We start from the raw sequence: 14,850 nt of genomic DNA on the forward strand, positions 1-14,850 counted from the left end.
GAAACAGTTCAGATCCATCCATTTCTAATTACTTCGCGTCATGCAAAACAAGATTGCCACAGAAGTTGGTTGCAGACCTGAACAGGTCAAAAGCACATTGAGTTTGATGGATGGCGGAGCAACGGTTCCCTTCATTTCGAGATACAGAAAGGAGGCGACAGGCGGCTTGGATGAAGTACAGATTGAGCGGATAAAGGAACTTTTTGACCGCTATTCTGAACTGGAGAAGCGCAGAGCGACCATTCTGGCTTCGTTGAAAGAACAGAATGTGTTGACTCCTGATTTGAAGAAAAAGGTGGAGGAAGCCGCCACTTCTCAGGAGTTGGAAGATCTGTACTTGCCATATCGTCCAAAACGGAAAACGCGTGCCACAATGGCCATTGCCTTGGGGTTGGAACCATTGGCAAAAATCCTGATGGCGCAGAACGAGCGCTTTCCTGAACGTGCGGCAGAACGGTTTGTGAAAGGCGAAGTGAATTCCGTTGAAGAAGCGTTGCAAGGTGCACGTGACATCATTGCCGAATGGATGAGCGAAAATGCTGCGTTGCGATCACGATTAAGGCCGCTTTTCCTTCGCGAAGCGATGATCAGCTCTAAAATGGTGAGGGGAAAAGAAGAGGAGGGCGAGAAGTTCCGTGATTATTTCAAACACGAAGAACAGCTCAAACGCATTCCATCGCATCGCTTTTTGGCCATTATGCGAGGCGAAAAAGAAGGGTTTTTAAGAGTGAATATTGCTCCGAATGAAGAGAATGCACAACAATTGATGGAGCGCTTTTTTGTGAAAGGCGAAACTGCCAGTTCTGACGAAGTGCGAACAGCTGGCAAAGACGCTTACAAACGTCTATTGCAGCCATCGCTCGAAACCGAGATGCGAAACACCTTCAAAGGGCAATCGGATGAACAGGCCATCAAGGTTTTTGCGGAAAACCTGCGGCAATTGCTGATGCTTCCGCCATTGGGCGAGAAGCGCGTATTGGCCATTGATCCTGGTTACCGAACGGGTTGCAAGGTGGTTTGCTTGAGCGCGCAGGGAGACCTGTTGCATAACGAGAACATCTATCCGCATCCACCTCGCAACGAACGAACCCAGGCGATGAAAAAACTGTCAACGTTGGTGGAACAACATAAGATTGAAGCCATCGCCATTGGAAACGGAACCGCCAGCCGCGAAACGGAAGCATTGGTCAAAGCCATTCACTTTGATCGGAAAGTGCAGGTTTTTGTGGTGAGTGAAGCGGGAGCTTCGGTCTATTCAGCAAGTAAAGTGGCGCGCGATGAATTCCCTCAGTTTGATGTGACGGTTCGTGGTTCAGTGAGCATAGGAAGAAGGCTGATCGATCCTTTGGCGGAATTGGTGAAGATTGATCCAGCAGCCATCGGTGTTGGTCAATATCAGCATGATGTAGATCAGAAACAGTTGCTAGCATCGCTGGAACGGGTTACCGAAAGCTGCGTGAACCAGGTGGGTGTCAATTTGAATACGGCAAGCAAATTCCTTCTCCATCACGTTTCAGGTCTTGGGCCACAATTGGCGGATAATATTTTGGAGTTCCGAAGTGAAAATGGCCCATTTTCTTCGCGAGAGCAACTCAAAAGCGTTCCCAGATTAGGAGCCAAAGCCTTCGAACAAGCCGCTGGATTTCTTCGAATACCACAAGCGAATGACCCATTGGATAATTCTGCCGTTCACCCAGAGCGCTATGGTTTAGTGAAAAAAATAACGAAGGATTTGAAAATTTCAGTCGCAGATATGTTGGGAAATGAAGAACTCGTCAACTCCATCAACTTATCCAACTATATTACTGAGGATGTCGGTCTGCCAACGCTTCAGGACATCAAAGAGGAACTCCTCAAGCCTGGTCGAGACCCTAGAAGGATCATCAAAGTGTTTGAGTTTGAAAAGGGAATTGAGAAGATTTCTGACCTGATCGTTGGCATGGAACTTCCTGGAATCGTAACCAACATCACGGCTTTCGGTGCGTTTGTGGATGTAGGCGTGAAGCAGGATGGCTTGGTTCATATCTCGCAATTGGCCGACCGTTTCATCAAAGAACCGACCGATGTAGTATCAGTTCATCAGCATGTACGGGTAAAGGTTTTGGAAGTAGATGCTGCCCGAAAGCGGATTGCATTGAGCATGAAAGGTCTTAACGGATAAGCGAAACGCGACCGAGCTTTTTGTACTGCCTACCTCGATAATCCTCGTAAAGAATCTGGTAAACATAAAGGCCTGGTTTCACTTCATTTCCGGTTTTCATATCACGGCCATCCCAACCAACAAGGATGTCATCAGTCACGAACAGTTCTTTCCCCCAGCGATCGAAGACGCGGAAATCGAACCAGAAAATATCTTTGCCATAAGCGTAAAAACCATCATTGATCCTGTCCTTATCAGGCGTAAATGCTGATGGCACGTATAGGGTTGTGTACGGAGCAATGTAAACCGAATCGCGAACAGTGTCAGTGCAACTATATTGATTGTAAGTAACCAAGGTAATGACCTGCATTCCTGTGTCTGCATATGCGTGCGAAGGGTTCTCTTCGTCCGAAAATGGAGTGAAATCTCCAAAATCCCATTCCCACGTAACTGCATTAACCGAGAGGTCTTCGAAATTGATCAGTGGCTCTATGGCGGTGGTATATTCAGGAGTCGCCAAGAAAGAAGATATCGGGCGCGGATTGACCGTTGCTGTGTTGGTGGCTTCGGCAGAACAATTTCCCCAAGTGACTTGCAGCGTCACATCAAAATCCCCTGCTCCTTGATAGAGCACAGATGGCATCGTATCTGTTGAAGTCTGACCATCGCCAAAACTCCACAGATAGGTAATACCAGAGGTTGGAGCCGAAGTATTCACAAAAAGTGAAGTGTCGTCAACGCAAACCGCATCAACCGTAAAACTCACGGTAGGAATCGGTTCAACAGTCATCGTTGTTGCACTAGAATTGACGCAGCCGTTGGCATCCGTTCCCGTAACCGTATATGTGAACGAGCCTGCCGCTGAAGGAGTGAAAACAGGGTTTGCAATGGTTGCACTGCTCAGTTCCGTTGTTGGGTCCCAAACGTAACTGACCGCGCCAGACGCGTTCAAGTCAACACTTTCCAGTAAGCAGATCGGGTTGTAATTGCCTGCATCTACAAGAGGCAGATCATGAACAATCGAAAGAATACTGTCGGTTGTGGTGCAGTTTGCATTGGAAGCCTGATAATAGAGATAATAGCTTCCAACGCCTGCGGTGGAAGGAGAAAACACGCCCGTGGCATTGGTGATTCCCGCGCCAGACCAAGTTCCGCCAGCAGGTGTAAATCCTGCTAGGGTTACATCAGCAGCATCGATGCAATTTTCAATATCCGAACCTGGATTGACAACAGGAGCGGCAATCAGCGTAATGGTCACTGCATTACTTGCAACACTGGTACAACCAAGGTTTGTGGCTTCAACTGTGATGCTGTTTCCAGCGACCAATCCAGTGGTGGTCCAAGTTGCAGAAGCACCGTTCTGAACGGTTGTCGCTCCATCAAAGAATTCATAGCCTTCCAGTCCAGCAGGATTTGCCGTGAATGAAATCGATTCGCCCTCACAAATTTGACTTACCGGAGCGCTTAGCGTGACGCTTGGATAAGGACTAACAACTGTTGTAATGATATTGCTTTGTCCACCAACGCAACCTTCTACAGATGTTCCTATCACAAACACATTGGTTCCTGTTGCAAGCGAACTCGTTTGATAAATGTTCGAGACACCTGATTGCACCGCAGCTACTCCTTCAAAAAACTGGTAGTCTGCCAGACCGAGAGGAAGAGCCGTGAAGATGATATCATCGCCATCGCAGATGCTATCGTTCAGATCAGAGCTGGTAATTGTCACAAACGGAAGTGGATTAACCTGAGTGACAATGGCAGCACTTGCCACGCTCGGACAACCATTGTCCGTTGCTACAACGGTGATGCTGTTATTGACAGGAACGGTTCCGAATAAAATGTTGCTTGCGCCATTTTGCAATGAATTGTTTCCATTGAAAAATTCGTAGCTATCAAGCCCTGCTGGTGATGCGGTGAACGTGACCGTCTCACCTGCGCAGATTGTGTTGTCCAGATCATCCGAAGTAAGGGTAACAGTTGGAATTGGGTTGACCGTTGGCACAATCGTATCACTTGGATTGGCGAAACAACTTCCGACAAAAGCCTCTATATAAATGCTGTCTCCTTGCTGTATGCTTGAACTGGTATACACAGGCAAAGCACCATTCTGTACCGACACTCCGTTTATGAAAAACTCGTAGTTATCGTATGTTGGCGGTGTGGCAGTGAAAATGATCGGGTCGCCTTCGCAAATGCTTGTTGAACTCGCGCTAAGCGTCACATTATACACGTTCGATTGTACGGTTACCTGAGTGGAATCGGTAACTGGCCCGCAACAGGCAGTTAGAACAGTCACTTTTACCCAATAGGTTCCGGGCGTGCTGAAGTAAACATCTGAAGTGGTGGTTACGGAAGCTCCAGATTCGGTTGGAGGAGATGCAACTGGACCGAAATCCCAATCGTATTGACTCCCAACGAGTGTGGTTGAAAATTGATTCGGACAACCCGCGTCTACTGTTGGGTTTGCAGGAGAAATGGTTGGAAGTGTTGGTCCGTTATTGAAAATTCCTACGAAATCAGTGAAGGTCGTTCCTCCATATGTGATTGTTCTCCTTCCCGTTGTCGGATAGGTAACTGCAAATGGACCGTTGCCATTTGCTGTCTGTGGATTTGCGCCTGAGCCGAAATTCCAAGCTGCGTTTCCACCAGTTGCGCTAAACGTCACTTCGGAATTGGTACAACCATAATTGTCGACAGAAATAATAGGTGGGTTGCCTGGCACACCATTGTTGTTTGATGCAGACACAGGAGTTCCTGCTGATTCCAAAAGAGGCATTGAAACCCCATCTGAACCATTACCGCCATTGCCACCGTTACCACCATCGCCTCCATTGCCACCGTTGCCGCCAGAACCAACATCGCAACTACCTCCTCCACCAATACCCCCAAAACCACCTGAACCGCCAATACCACCTACGCCTCCTATCCCGCCATATCCTGCGTTACCAGAAATTAACGAGCAATCTTGTATCACTCCGCTAGGACCATTATTCACTAAAAAGACGGAAAACGAAGAGCCTCCACCAAACCCACCAGTACCACCAGTACCACCACTTCCTCCTCCGCCTCCAGCTCCACCATCAGCACCAGATCCATCATTGCAGAACAGGCCAGACTCTGAGCCACCTCCGCCTCCGCCTCCGCCTCCAGTTCCGCAACCACCTGCCATACCGGTACCCGCCTGTGTGGGAGTCCAATAGCCATTGATAACCAGCCCAGAAAATCCGGTAAGCCCATTTGTTCCAGTTGTACCGTTGCTTCCACTGGCTCCATTACCACCGTTTGACCCCGCAGGATGACTGCAATTAGAGGAACAAAATTCAGAACCACCAACACCACCGGTTCCTCCGCCACAAGCGCCTTGTTGAGCGTCTGTCCCAGCACGATTTCCGTTCCAACCTCCATTTCCTCCGTTTCCTCCATTACAGCCACACATGGAGATTCCCCCAGTTGCAATGGAAGCATCTGTATTGAAGTTTTGATTGTCCGGATCGCCATCTCCACCGTTTTGCCCATCACCGCCTCCTTGTCCTGTCACTCCAGCCTCGCCCGGTTGTCCGTTACTGCCGTTCCCTGCAGTGACAAAACATCGAACTATGTTATAGTTGGAACAGCCGTTGAGATATATTCCGTAAACTGATGCTCCAAAAGGACTCGTAGTGGTGGATGCAGGGGCGTCTGCTACATCGATTGTAAGGTCTTGAAGACGGAATCCTGATGCATTAAGTCCTGCCAATGCAACAAGTGTATTGGCAGGTGTAGGCAACGGATTTGCTGCGGTGCGACTGATGACGCTAGGCGTACTGTTGCTCTTTATCCAGGTTGAAGGATTAAACCCTCCTTCAATAGTCACATTATTAGGAATGGCAATGCTGCTACTAATGGTATACGTTCCAGAAGCCAGCCAAAGCACATTATTTGTTGCGTTAGCTAAGGTCAGGGCATAAGAAAGAGATGCGGGATTGATCCGTGTGCCAGTGAGTCCTCCAGCAGCTCCAGAAGGGGAAACGTAAATGATTCCGCATTCTTGACCATTGCTAGAGGCAAAGAACAACAAGACAAGAATGATACTTAGAAAAAATGTCTTGATACGATTCATTTTCAAGCCTTACATGAACGCGCGAAAGTAAATGGGGTTGCTGGTTTCTTTGGTCATTTCATGTTACCAAACGGTTATCGAGAAAAGAATAGGTATTTGTACCGTAGAAACACCTTAAAAAAGCAGCCCTTAAATGGCTGCGCGTGAAGTATGGAAGCGGCATCCCTTTCTTTTCCATGGTTTGCGCTTCGAGATCCTCAGTGACCGCTGGGAAAAGAAAAGATACAGCGGATAGCCTGACCCGATTGCGGGAAGTAATGCGCAGTGGCGAGGGACACGCCCAAAAAGTCAATCTCTACGAACGGAAAGCTATGAAACGAGCGTAGTGGATAACATTCTTGTGTAACGCCCATTTAGGGGTTGCATCGGGATAATTTTGATTCTCAAACCTTAAGGTCATGAAAACCAATTTCGCACACGTATTTTTTATCTGCGCACTTTCTGTATTTCTGATGTCGTCTTGCGCATCGGTAAAACCATGCGGAGAAGCGTACACTGAACAACAACAATTTTTCCAGTCAAAGAAATTCAAAGAGGCCGTAGGACAACGCGATTCGCTTTGCGAACGAACTACTGACCTTGAAAATGTATTGGCTACAACTGAGAAGGATCTGGCTAAGACCAAAGAAGAGTTGGCCAGCGAAAAAAAGAATGTTGATGCCTTGAATACTGAAATTGCTGCCAACAAGAAAGCGTACGATCAATTGAAGCTTTCGTCTGGGGCGCAAGTGGCGGGTCTGAGCAGCGATCTAGCAGCTAAGCAGGCAGAGCTTGCGGATAAAGAGCGTTTGCTGCAAAACCGCGAAGAGCGATTGAAAATGCTCGAAGAAATTGTGAAGAAACAGGATGAGTTGATGAACGCGCTTTCGAACAGGGTTAAAGATGCGCTGATGGGTTTTGATGCCGATGAGCTTACCGTTGAAATGAGAGATGGGAAAGTTTATGTTTCGATGAGCGACAAACTTTTGTTCAAATCGGGTAGCGATGGTGTGGAGCCAAAAGGCGTGGAAGCACTGGAAAAAATAGCTGGTGTCATGAAGAAGAACACCGACATTTTTATGGCGATTGAAGGCCATACAGACAGTATTCCTATCAAGACCAATCGATTTAAAGATAACTGGGATCTGAGTGTTGCACGTGCCACATCAGTGGTTCGTATTCTAACTGGAAATGGTGTAGATGCTACACGCTTAACGGCATCAGGAAAAGGCGAATTCTCGCCAAAAGCAAGCAATTCTACCAAAGAAGGCCGTGCTACCAACCGAAGAACAGAGTTAGTACTTTCTCCTAAATTGAATGAGTTGATGGATCTGCTTGGGCAGTATAATCGCTAGCTCAAAGTTCGTAGCTGAGATACAAACCTGCTCCGTTTCCTGTTGAAAATGGCGCAATACTCAAGCCTTTGGTGAGTGGCTTTCTTCGATGCAGCCAAGGCACAAGATATCCAACGGTTGCACCCACAAAATATCCAGCAATGATGTCGCTTGGGAAGTGCTTTCCGGCTTCGTACCTAAGAAATCCGGTAACGGCTGGTAGAATCACTGCTCCGGTCCAAACCAATGCCTCGTGCGTTCGGTTATCCGAGTAATCGGAAAAGACTTTAGCGGTGGTAAAACACAAGGCTGCTGTCAGTGAAGTGTGGCCAGAAAAGAACGATTGTCGGGCGTCTTTACTTGTCCGCTCGCTCATATCAACATCCGAATTGTAAACAAATGGTCGCGGACGCTTGGCCAAGCCTTTCGTCATTTCGGTTACTCCCAAGGTCAGCATAGCTGTTTCAGCATAAATGAAGCCGACCACAAGAAAATCTTTTCGGGCCCGTTTATTTATCATCAAAAACGCTGGCAGCGTCACACTTCCATAAAGCAGAATGTCGCTGGCAAAATCGGCTTTCGGGCTCCAATGGTCTGTAGCGCTACGGTCAAAACCCGGTAGTTCATATCGGTCAAGCGAATTGACCTGTGCGACCGTGAGGGGCCGAATCTGATAACTGGTAAAAAGCCCTCCGGCTGCCAATAGCCCAGAACCTGAAGCATAAACCAATTCCCGCTTCCAATTGAAGTTATAGGGGCTTTCAGCCTCTTGAGCACTGCTGGTTAAAACCGCAAGCATCAACACGAGGAAGAACGAGGTCTGTTTCATTATTCTGAGATACAAAAAAGGCGACCTCGGGTCGCCTTTTGCTTTGTGTTGATTGCTTACTTTATTGCGTTGAGTTTTATTTCAAGCTCAGTGAGTGCAGCTTTCATGCCCTCAATTTCTTTCTGCTTGGTGGCTTGGGCCGCAACATTTTTTTCAATGCTTCCTTGCGCTTCTTCGATCTTCTTGTTGTAGTCGGCAATGTCCTTCTCCAAGCCTTCCTTATCCTTGGCCATTGACACCAATTCCTTCTCAAAACCACCTAGAACCTTGCCCGCATTCTCAATCTCTCTTCTTACAACTTCTTTCGATTGTTCTACGGCAAAATCGTAAACGATCTTTTCGCCAGCAGGGTATTTATCTGGATGATTTGCCGTGCTCAAATATGCACCTCCAAGATCAAACGCAACAATAAGCTCCACTCCTTCATCGGTTGCTTCTTGCACAACGGAATAAACGTCAAAGGAATTGTCGCCCATGCTTTTAGCTTGGCAGTCGTCACCAAAGATCACTGTCTTATCACTGACCTTTCCTTTAAGGTCTTTCAATTGTTTTTTCCAAGCCTTCTTTATGTCTTCTGCATTGGCTCCTGTAATAGTAACAGAGAGACTGTTGCGACTACTGCCGTCAATGGCAGCCATTTTTTCAGTAACGGTTATCTTATTCTGAGCCATTGCCACGGATGACAATAACAACATTGGAAGGATCAATTTTCTCATTTGATGTGCTTAATTGTTAAGGCGCAAAGAAAATAAATAATCAAGGCTTATCTGATCTTGGCGGGATTCAATCCCATTAATCAATGCCTTCTTCTCCAACCTTTTTACCTGCCTGATAAACGATGGTTTTGACGACTTTGCCGTTTTCGTATACATAAACCTTACCGTCAATCAATTTCTTGTCCTTGAAGGTTCCTTCCTTTGAAACCGTTCCGTCTGCATTCATCAACTTGTTGAATCCGTCCACAAATTCGCCTTTACCAAGTTGCTTCGGAGCTGGTTTTCCAGAATATTTCTTGATGTTTTCGTCAAAAGCTTTCCCTTCAACCAAATTCACCGTTTTATCAGGAATAACGTTTCCACCATCAAAGTAGCGCTTGGCCTTGATGGATCCATTCTCGTAATATTCTACCAACTCGCCAGCCTCTTTTCCTCCTTTCCAGTCTCCGATATATTGTAGCATTCCGTTTTCGTGGAAGTACAGCTGCTGTCCTTCGCGCTTGCCTGATGAGTTGTAACTCCAATCGTACTTAAGCACGCCATTTTCGTAGTAATATTTATACTGTCCTGCCCAACGATTCATTTGCCAAATTCCTTCTTCCTGAATCTGTCCGGTTCGGTAATAGATCTTTGCATAACCGTTGGCAATGTTGTTGGCGAAAGTCAATTCGTGCTTCTTATTTCCGTTCGGATAGTATTTGGTCCAAACACCTGTCTTCTTATTGTCCACGTATAGACCTTCCTCTACCAACTGGTTGGTTTCGTAGCCTTGATACTTTCCATCATCATTATAGACCTTCCACCAACCTTGTTTTTGGTTGTTGGAATCTTTGGCATTGATCGTATCGCCACTGGCAGACTGTGACGACTGCGCACTGGTTACCATAAAAGTGGTCAGTAGAAAAATGTAAGTGAGTAAACTTTTCGCCTGCATATCAATCTTCTCTCGTTGGGAGGTTTATACTCTCTAAACAATATTTTGTTCCAAGTCGTTTATCGAATTCTAGCGAGACATCTCTTTATCTCGAACGATTCTTACATTTGAGAAGCCTATGGAAAAATGGATAATTGAATCTTCTGACCGCAGTCCAAGTGTGGTTTTAGATAGACAGGAATCAATATTAAAGATTGACGGCAGGTCTTATCCTGAAGAAGGAATGGATTTTTTCGATCCTATTATTCTCCGCTTCAGAACCTTACAAGATTCTGAAAGTCCTATTCGTACGGTTCATATCAGATTGGAGTATTACAATTCTGCCACAACAAAGGCCATTGCAGAGCTGCTTACTTCACTTGTTAAGGCAACTCAAAGAGGCTTTGAGACCAAGGTAATTTGGGAGTACGAAGAAGATGATGACGGTATTTTAGAGGATATCGACATGTTCATCGAAACCTTTGACCTGAAATTTGAGATCCGCTATACGGAATTCAAATAAGTTGATGGCTCAAATGGCCGATCATATCGGCTGTCATCATTTCCAACGAATAATCGTTTTTCCATCCCCAATCATTTCGGGCATCGGTATCGTCTATTGAACCGGGCCATCCGTCAGCAATTGCTTGTCTGAAATCGGGTTTGTATGAAATAGAAAAATCAGGAATGTGACGTTGAATTTGCAGCGCAATTTCGGCCGGAGTAAAATCTACTCCAGAAATGTTGTAGCTAGAACGAATCTTGACCTTTTCGCTTTCAGCTTCCATAATGCCGATTGTGGCTTTTATGGCGTCCGGCATATACATCATAGGTAATCGGGTGTTTTCAGACAGAAAACACTCGAACGATTGACCGGCAACGGCTTTGTGAAAAATATCAACTGCATAGTCAGTTGTTCCTCCGCCCGGATTGCTTTTGTAACCGATAAGTCCAGGATAGCGAAGACTTCGCACATCTACGCCATAGCGATGGTGATAATAATCGCACCATCTTTCGCCAGCCAATTTGCTGATACCGTAAACCGTTGTAGGTTCGGTAATGGTTGATTGAGGCGTATTCAGTTTAGGTGTATTTGGACCAAAAACGGCAATAGAGCTTGGCCAATAAACCTTGTCTATCAACCCTTCTTTGGCCATTTCCAGCACATACAAAAGCCCGTACATATTCAAATTCCACGCAGGCATGACCTTTTGTTCGGCAGTAGCCGAAAGCAGTGCTGCAAGCAAATAGATCTGACCAATGTTGTATTGAACTACCAATTGGTGCAAACGGTCGCGGTCCATTACATCAAGCAACTCGAATGGGCCGCTTTCCTTCACTTCTTGCGATGCTGTTTTGAGGTCGGAGGCAACAACATTTTTACTGCCGTAAATTGAGCGAAGCTCCATTACGAGTTCGGTACCGATCTGGCCCGAAGCTCCAATCACCAAAATGCCTTTTTTCTTTGTCATTCGTTGCGTGTTCGCAGGTGGGCAAATGTATCATTTTTCGAAGCCTGAAACGGAACACGAACAGTTCCAATTTGCTTTGGAAGTGGTGTTTATATTTGGGCAAAATTGCGAGAGAAATGAGTGCTTCAAAATTTGATTCGAACCGTGCGCCAGAACCTGTTGGCCTTTATCCGCATGCCCGAAAGGTCGGCCAACTGTTGTTCCTTTCTGGAGTTGGGCCACGAGAGCGCGGAACCAAACAAATTCCTGGAGTGGAATTGGATGAGGGCGGAAATATTCTCTCTTACGATATTGAGAAACAGTGCCATTCGGTATTCAATAATGTGCGAATGATACTGGAAGATGCTGGTTCGAGTTGGGATCAAATTGTTGATGTAACGGTTTTCCTGACCAACATGAAAGATGATTTCAAGACATACAACCGTGTTTATGCGGAATATTTCAAGGATAATTTGCCTTGCCGTACTACGGTTGAGATAAACTGTTTGCCAACTCCGATAGGAATTGAGCTGAAGGTGATTGCGACTGTTTAGTCGGCTAGCGCGCTTGCGTTAAGGATGGAAGCGGCATCCTTTTTTCTGACCTCCGCCATCGACTGCGCTCAGGCATCGGCCAGAAAAAAGATATAGCGGACAGCCTGACCCCGATCTTTATCGGGGAAACGCCCAAACAGAATCAATCATAGATCAATTGACCATGCTCAATTTCATCATGTTTGATTGCCCGCGTTCGGTAATTGGCATGCTGGCAATGTTGATGACGAGGTCGCCTTCTTTTACGAGGCCTTCGCGTTTGAGGCGCAGTTTGAGGTCGGCAATGGTGTGATCGGTGCTTACGTATTTATCGTAAAAGAAGCCGCGAACGCCCCAAACGAGGCTGAGCATGTTGAGTATGGATCGATTGTCGGTGAAAACGAAGACGTTTGCTTTTGGCCGATAACTGGCAATTTTGAATGCCGTGTAGCCCGAATTTGTCATTGTGATGATTCCTTTTGCATCTGACTGTTCGGCCAAGCTGACGGACGTTTGGCAAATGGCATCGGTGATGGTGCGGTCGATGCTGGCAATGTGATTCACTTTTCTGTAGTAGATGTCGCCTTTGTTCTCTAAATGGCGGATGATGCTGTACATGGCTTTGATAACCATTGTTGGATGATCTCCAACGCTGGTCTCGCCACTCAGCATAAGTGCATCGGCACCATCGAGAACAGAATTTGCCACATCGTTCACTTCGGCCCGAGTTGGTGCCGGATTGGTGATCATGCTTTCCATCATTTGCGTGGCAATGATGACCGGCTTCGATTCGTTGAGGCATTTTTTGACGATCTGCTTCTGAACAACGGGAACTTCTTGCATTGGAATTTCCACACCCAGATCGCCACGTGCCACCATCACAGCATCTGTTTCGCGAATGATGTTATTGAGGTCTTTAACAGCTTCTGGCTTCTCAATTTTGGCGACCACTTTGGCTGTTCCGTTGTGCTTTTTGATAAGTTCTTTCAGTTCAATAACATCTTCAGCCTTCCGGACAAACGAAAGTCCAATCCATTCTACATTGTGCTGCAGGGCAAATTCCAGATCGGCAATATCCTTCTCCGTCAAACAAGGCATTGAGATCTTTGTGTTCGGAAGGTTGACTCCTTTTCTGGATTCCATCATTCCGCCATGCTCAACCGATGCGGTAACCTCCGTTTTTCGGTCGGTTCCAGTTACCTGTAAGATCAGTTTTCCATCGTTGATCAGAATGGTGTCGCCTTCTGCCACATCTTTCGGAAACTCGGGATAAGAGAGATAGACTTTCTGTGCCGTGCCAACACATTTTTTTGTGGTGATAGTGATCTGATGTCCGCTCCTTATCTCCACTCCGCCATCAGTCACTTCTCCCAAACGGATCTTTGGTCCTTGAAGGTCGGCCAACAAACCAACGTGCAATCCCAGTTCATCGTTCAGCTCTCGGACGTATTGAATCACTTGAAGATGGTCTTCATATTTTCCGTGAGAGAAGTTGAGCCGAGCAATGCTCATTCCGCTATCTATCATGCTTTTCAGCACTTCCTTTGATGACGATGCCGGGCCAATGGTGGCTATGATCTTTGTCTTATTGAAACTCATTAATGCATAAGATTTAAGTATGATTTCAATGCTCCAGTATCAACTCGCTGGGCTGCATTTATCAGTGGTATCAGGTTTAATTGATCTTCAATTTCTGCCAGTTCAAACTCATCGAACTGACCATAGGCCTGAAAGAAATAATCAACCTTGGTCAACTCTGGAATGAGCAACTCAGGCTGCTCCGTTGCAAACAGGTCTCCAGCCTTTGCAACCAGATCTTTGATCAACGGTTGATTGCTGATCAAAAAATATTCCTTGTGTGTCACCTCGTCTTCATACATGAATTGAGCATAGGTTGGCAAATGTGGTTTTTCTGGGTCTTCCAAGAAATCGCGCACCCGTTTAAAAGCACATTTAAAGTGCTCATTCAAGGCATAACACAATCTGTAATCTTTCTGGTGACAATAGATATGAAACAACTCAAAGTCGGGTTCCTGAGGTAGCCATTCAGATGCGTTCAGTTTCATAGCCGTGTTCCAAAGGTATCATTGATCAGGCAGACAAACGAAGCCTTTCTGACAAATGATGGTTTCTTAAACTTCGATATTGAGCTTTTCGCAAGCTGCCTTTGCCGCTGCCTGCTCTGCCAGCTTTTTTGTGCGGTCAATTCCTTCTCCGCAAACTTCACCATCAATCATTAATGCAATGGCAAAAGATGGACGATGACCATCAATGGTCTGGCTCATCACGGTGAACTCAAACTGATGCTTGTCTTTCTGGCACCACTCAATCACTCTGCTCTTGAAATTGGCGTCTTCTTTCAGAAGCTGTTCAAGATCGATGAAATGATCGATCATTCGGTCTAGAATGAACTTTTCGGCATGAGTATATCCGCGATCGAGAAAGATTGCTCCCACAAGTGCTTCCAGTGCATCTCCGCCAAGCGATGAACTCGTTCTATTGTTCTCTGCGCTCTTATTCACCATTTCGGGCAAGCCAAGTTTGCGCGAAAGGCCATTCAGGTTTTTCCTACTTACAACCTTTGATCTGGTTTCGGTCAGGAATCCTTCATTTTCAAATGGATATCGTTTAAACAGATATTTGGCAACAACGGCACTGATCACCGCATCTCCCAAAAACTCCAAGCGTTCATTGCTTACAAGTGTTCCGTCCGATAGTTTTTCACCGGCAGACCGATGAATCAGTGCCAAACGGTAAATGGAAATGTTCTTTGGAGTAAATCCCAATATATTCCGCAACGCCTGGCTCAGTTCCTTGTCTTTTCTGAAAAAGCTGCGCAGGGTGTCGAGCAAT

Annotated in this window: 12 protein-coding genes; 4 read left to right on the forward strand and 8 right to left on the reverse strand. The window is 46.2% G+C overall.

Annotated elements, in window-relative coordinates; translation table 11 throughout:
* Nucleotides 1-40 precede the first annotated feature (40 nt).
* Nucleotides 41-2,161 carry an RNA-binding transcriptional accessory protein gene (locus K9J17_00760; GenBank protein MCF8275236.1) on the forward strand — a complete coding sequence of 707 codons (2,121 nt, stop codon included), beginning with the start codon at nucleotides 41-43 and terminating at the stop codon, nucleotides 2,159-2,161.
* On the opposite strand, the gene K9J17_00765 is transcribed toward K9J17_00760, so the two are convergent.
* Nucleotides 2,151-6,242 (reverse strand): PKD domain-containing protein, encoded by a 4,092-nt coding sequence (locus K9J17_00765; GenBank protein ID MCF8275237.1) that lies wholly within the window; start codon nucleotides 6,240-6,242, stop codon nucleotides 2,151-2,153. The two genes, K9J17_00760 and K9J17_00765, sit on opposite strands and share 11 nt — an antisense overlap.
* A 398-nt stretch (nucleotides 6,243-6,640) precedes the next feature.
* Here K9J17_00765 and K9J17_00770 point away from each other — a divergent pair, with 398 nt between their 5' ends.
* The gene (locus tag K9J17_00770; protein MCF8275238.1) at nucleotides 6,641-7,576 is read left to right on the forward strand and encodes an OmpA family protein; all 936 of its coding nucleotides are present in this window, start codon (nucleotides 6,641-6,643) and stop codon (nucleotides 7,574-7,576) included.
* Nucleotide 7,577: 1 nt separating this feature from the next.
* Here the strand turns inward: K9J17_00770 and K9J17_00775 are convergent, their stop codons facing one another.
* From K9J17_00775 to K9J17_00785, 3 genes are all read right to left on the reverse strand, one after another.
* Nucleotides 7,578-8,384, reverse strand: a complete 807-nt coding sequence (locus K9J17_00775; protein ID MCF8275239.1) for a phosphatase PAP2 family protein — start codon at nucleotides 8,382-8,384, stop codon at nucleotides 7,578-7,580.
* A gap of 56 nt (nucleotides 8,385-8,440) precedes the next feature.
* Complete coding sequence (locus K9J17_00780; GenBank protein MCF8275240.1) at nucleotides 8,441-9,100, reverse strand: hypothetical protein; 660 nt, start codon at nucleotides 9,098-9,100, stop codon at nucleotides 8,441-8,443.
* A 76-nt stretch (nucleotides 9,101-9,176) separates the two neighbouring features.
* Nucleotides 9,177-10,034: a hypothetical protein gene (locus K9J17_00785; GenBank protein ID MCF8275241.1), complete on the reverse strand. Its 858-nt coding sequence runs from the start codon at nucleotides 10,032-10,034 to the stop codon at nucleotides 9,177-9,179.
* Between the two features lie 118 nt (nucleotides 10,035-10,152).
* On the opposite strand from K9J17_00785, the gene K9J17_00790 reads away from it, so the two are divergent.
* The gene (locus K9J17_00790) at nucleotides 10,153-10,536 is read left to right on the forward strand and encodes a DUF1987 domain-containing protein (protein ID MCF8275242.1); all 384 of its coding nucleotides are present in this window, start codon (nucleotides 10,153-10,155) and stop codon (nucleotides 10,534-10,536) included.
* Here the strand turns inward: K9J17_00790 and K9J17_00795 are convergent.
* A complete protein-coding gene (locus tag K9J17_00795) occupies nucleotides 10,529-11,485 on the reverse strand; it encodes an NAD-dependent epimerase/dehydratase family protein (GenBank protein MCF8275243.1) in 957 nt (318 codons plus the stop codon). The two genes, K9J17_00790 and K9J17_00795, sit on opposite strands and share 8 nt — an antisense overlap.
* 116 nt (nucleotides 11,486-11,601) lie before the next feature.
* Between K9J17_00795 and K9J17_00800 the strand changes: the two genes are divergently transcribed.
* Complete coding sequence (locus tag K9J17_00800; protein ID MCF8275244.1) at nucleotides 11,602-12,018, forward strand: RidA family protein; 417 nt, start codon at nucleotides 11,602-11,604, stop codon at nucleotides 12,016-12,018.
* 153 nt (nucleotides 12,019-12,171) lie between these two features.
* On the opposite strand, the gene pyk is transcribed toward K9J17_00800, so the two are convergent.
* The 3 genes from pyk to rnc all read right to left on the reverse strand — a co-directional run bounded on the left by pyk (nucleotide 12,172) and on the right by rnc (nucleotide 14,849).
* The gene (gene pyk / locus K9J17_00805) at nucleotides 12,172-13,596 is read right to left on the reverse strand and encodes a pyruvate kinase (GenBank protein ID MCF8275245.1); all 1,425 of its coding nucleotides are present in this window, start codon (nucleotides 13,594-13,596) and stop codon (nucleotides 12,172-12,174) included.
* Nucleotides 13,596-14,063: an IPExxxVDY family protein gene (locus K9J17_00810; GenBank protein MCF8275246.1), complete on the reverse strand. Its 468-nt coding sequence runs from the start codon at nucleotides 14,061-14,063 to the stop codon at nucleotides 13,596-13,598. Before K9J17_00810 ends, pyk begins: the two co-directional genes overlap by 1 nt.
* Nucleotides 14,064-14,129: 66 nt before the next feature.
* Complete coding sequence (rnc, locus tag K9J17_00815) at nucleotides 14,130-14,849, reverse strand: ribonuclease III (GenBank protein ID MCF8275247.1); 720 nt, start codon at nucleotides 14,847-14,849, stop codon at nucleotides 14,130-14,132.
* Nucleotide 14,850: the final 1 nt, after the last annotated feature.

Source organism: Flavobacteriales bacterium, from assembly GCA_021739695.1.
In the GTDB taxonomy this organism is placed as follows: Bacteria; Bacteroidota; Bacteroidia; order UBA10329; family UBA10329; genus UBA10329.

Bases quoted from the DNA above. Each gene is read 5' to 3' on its own strand.
- K9J17_00760 (MCF8275236.1), top strand. From the start codon at position 41: ATGCAAAACAAGATTGCCACAGAAGTTGGTTGCAGACCTGAACAGGTC.
- K9J17_00795 (MCF8275243.1), bottom strand. From the start codon at position 11,485: ATGACAAAGAAAAAAGGCATTTTGGTGATTGGAGCTTCGGGCCAGATC.
- K9J17_00790 (MCF8275242.1), top strand. From the start codon at position 10,153: ATGGAAAAATGGATAATTGAATCTTCTGACCGCAGTCCAAGTGTGGTT.
- K9J17_00800 (MCF8275244.1), top strand. From the start codon at position 11,602: ATGAGTGCTTCAAAATTTGATTCGAACCGTGCGCCAGAACCTGTTGGC.
- K9J17_00780 (MCF8275240.1), bottom strand. From the start codon at position 9,100: ATGAGAAAATTGATCCTTCCAATGTTGTTATTGTCATCCGTGGCAATG.
- K9J17_00770 (MCF8275238.1), top strand. From the start codon at position 6,641: ATGAAAACCAATTTCGCACACGTATTTTTTATCTGCGCACTTTCTGTA.
- K9J17_00785 (MCF8275241.1), bottom strand. From the start codon at position 10,034: ATGCAGGCGAAAAGTTTACTCACTTACATTTTTCTACTGACCACTTTT.
- K9J17_00810 (MCF8275246.1), bottom strand. From the start codon at position 14,063: ATGAAACTGAACGCATCTGAATGGCTACCTCAGGAACCCGACTTTGAG.
- pyk (MCF8275245.1), bottom strand. From the start codon at position 13,596: ATGAGTTTCAATAAGACAAAGATCATAGCCACCATTGGCCCGGCATCG.
- K9J17_00775 (MCF8275239.1), bottom strand. From the start codon at position 8,384: ATGAAACAGACCTCGTTCTTCCTCGTGTTGATGCTTGCGGTTTTAACC.
- K9J17_00765 (MCF8275237.1), bottom strand. From the start codon at position 6,242: ATGAATCGTATCAAGACATTTTTTCTAAGTATCATTCTTGTCTTGTTG.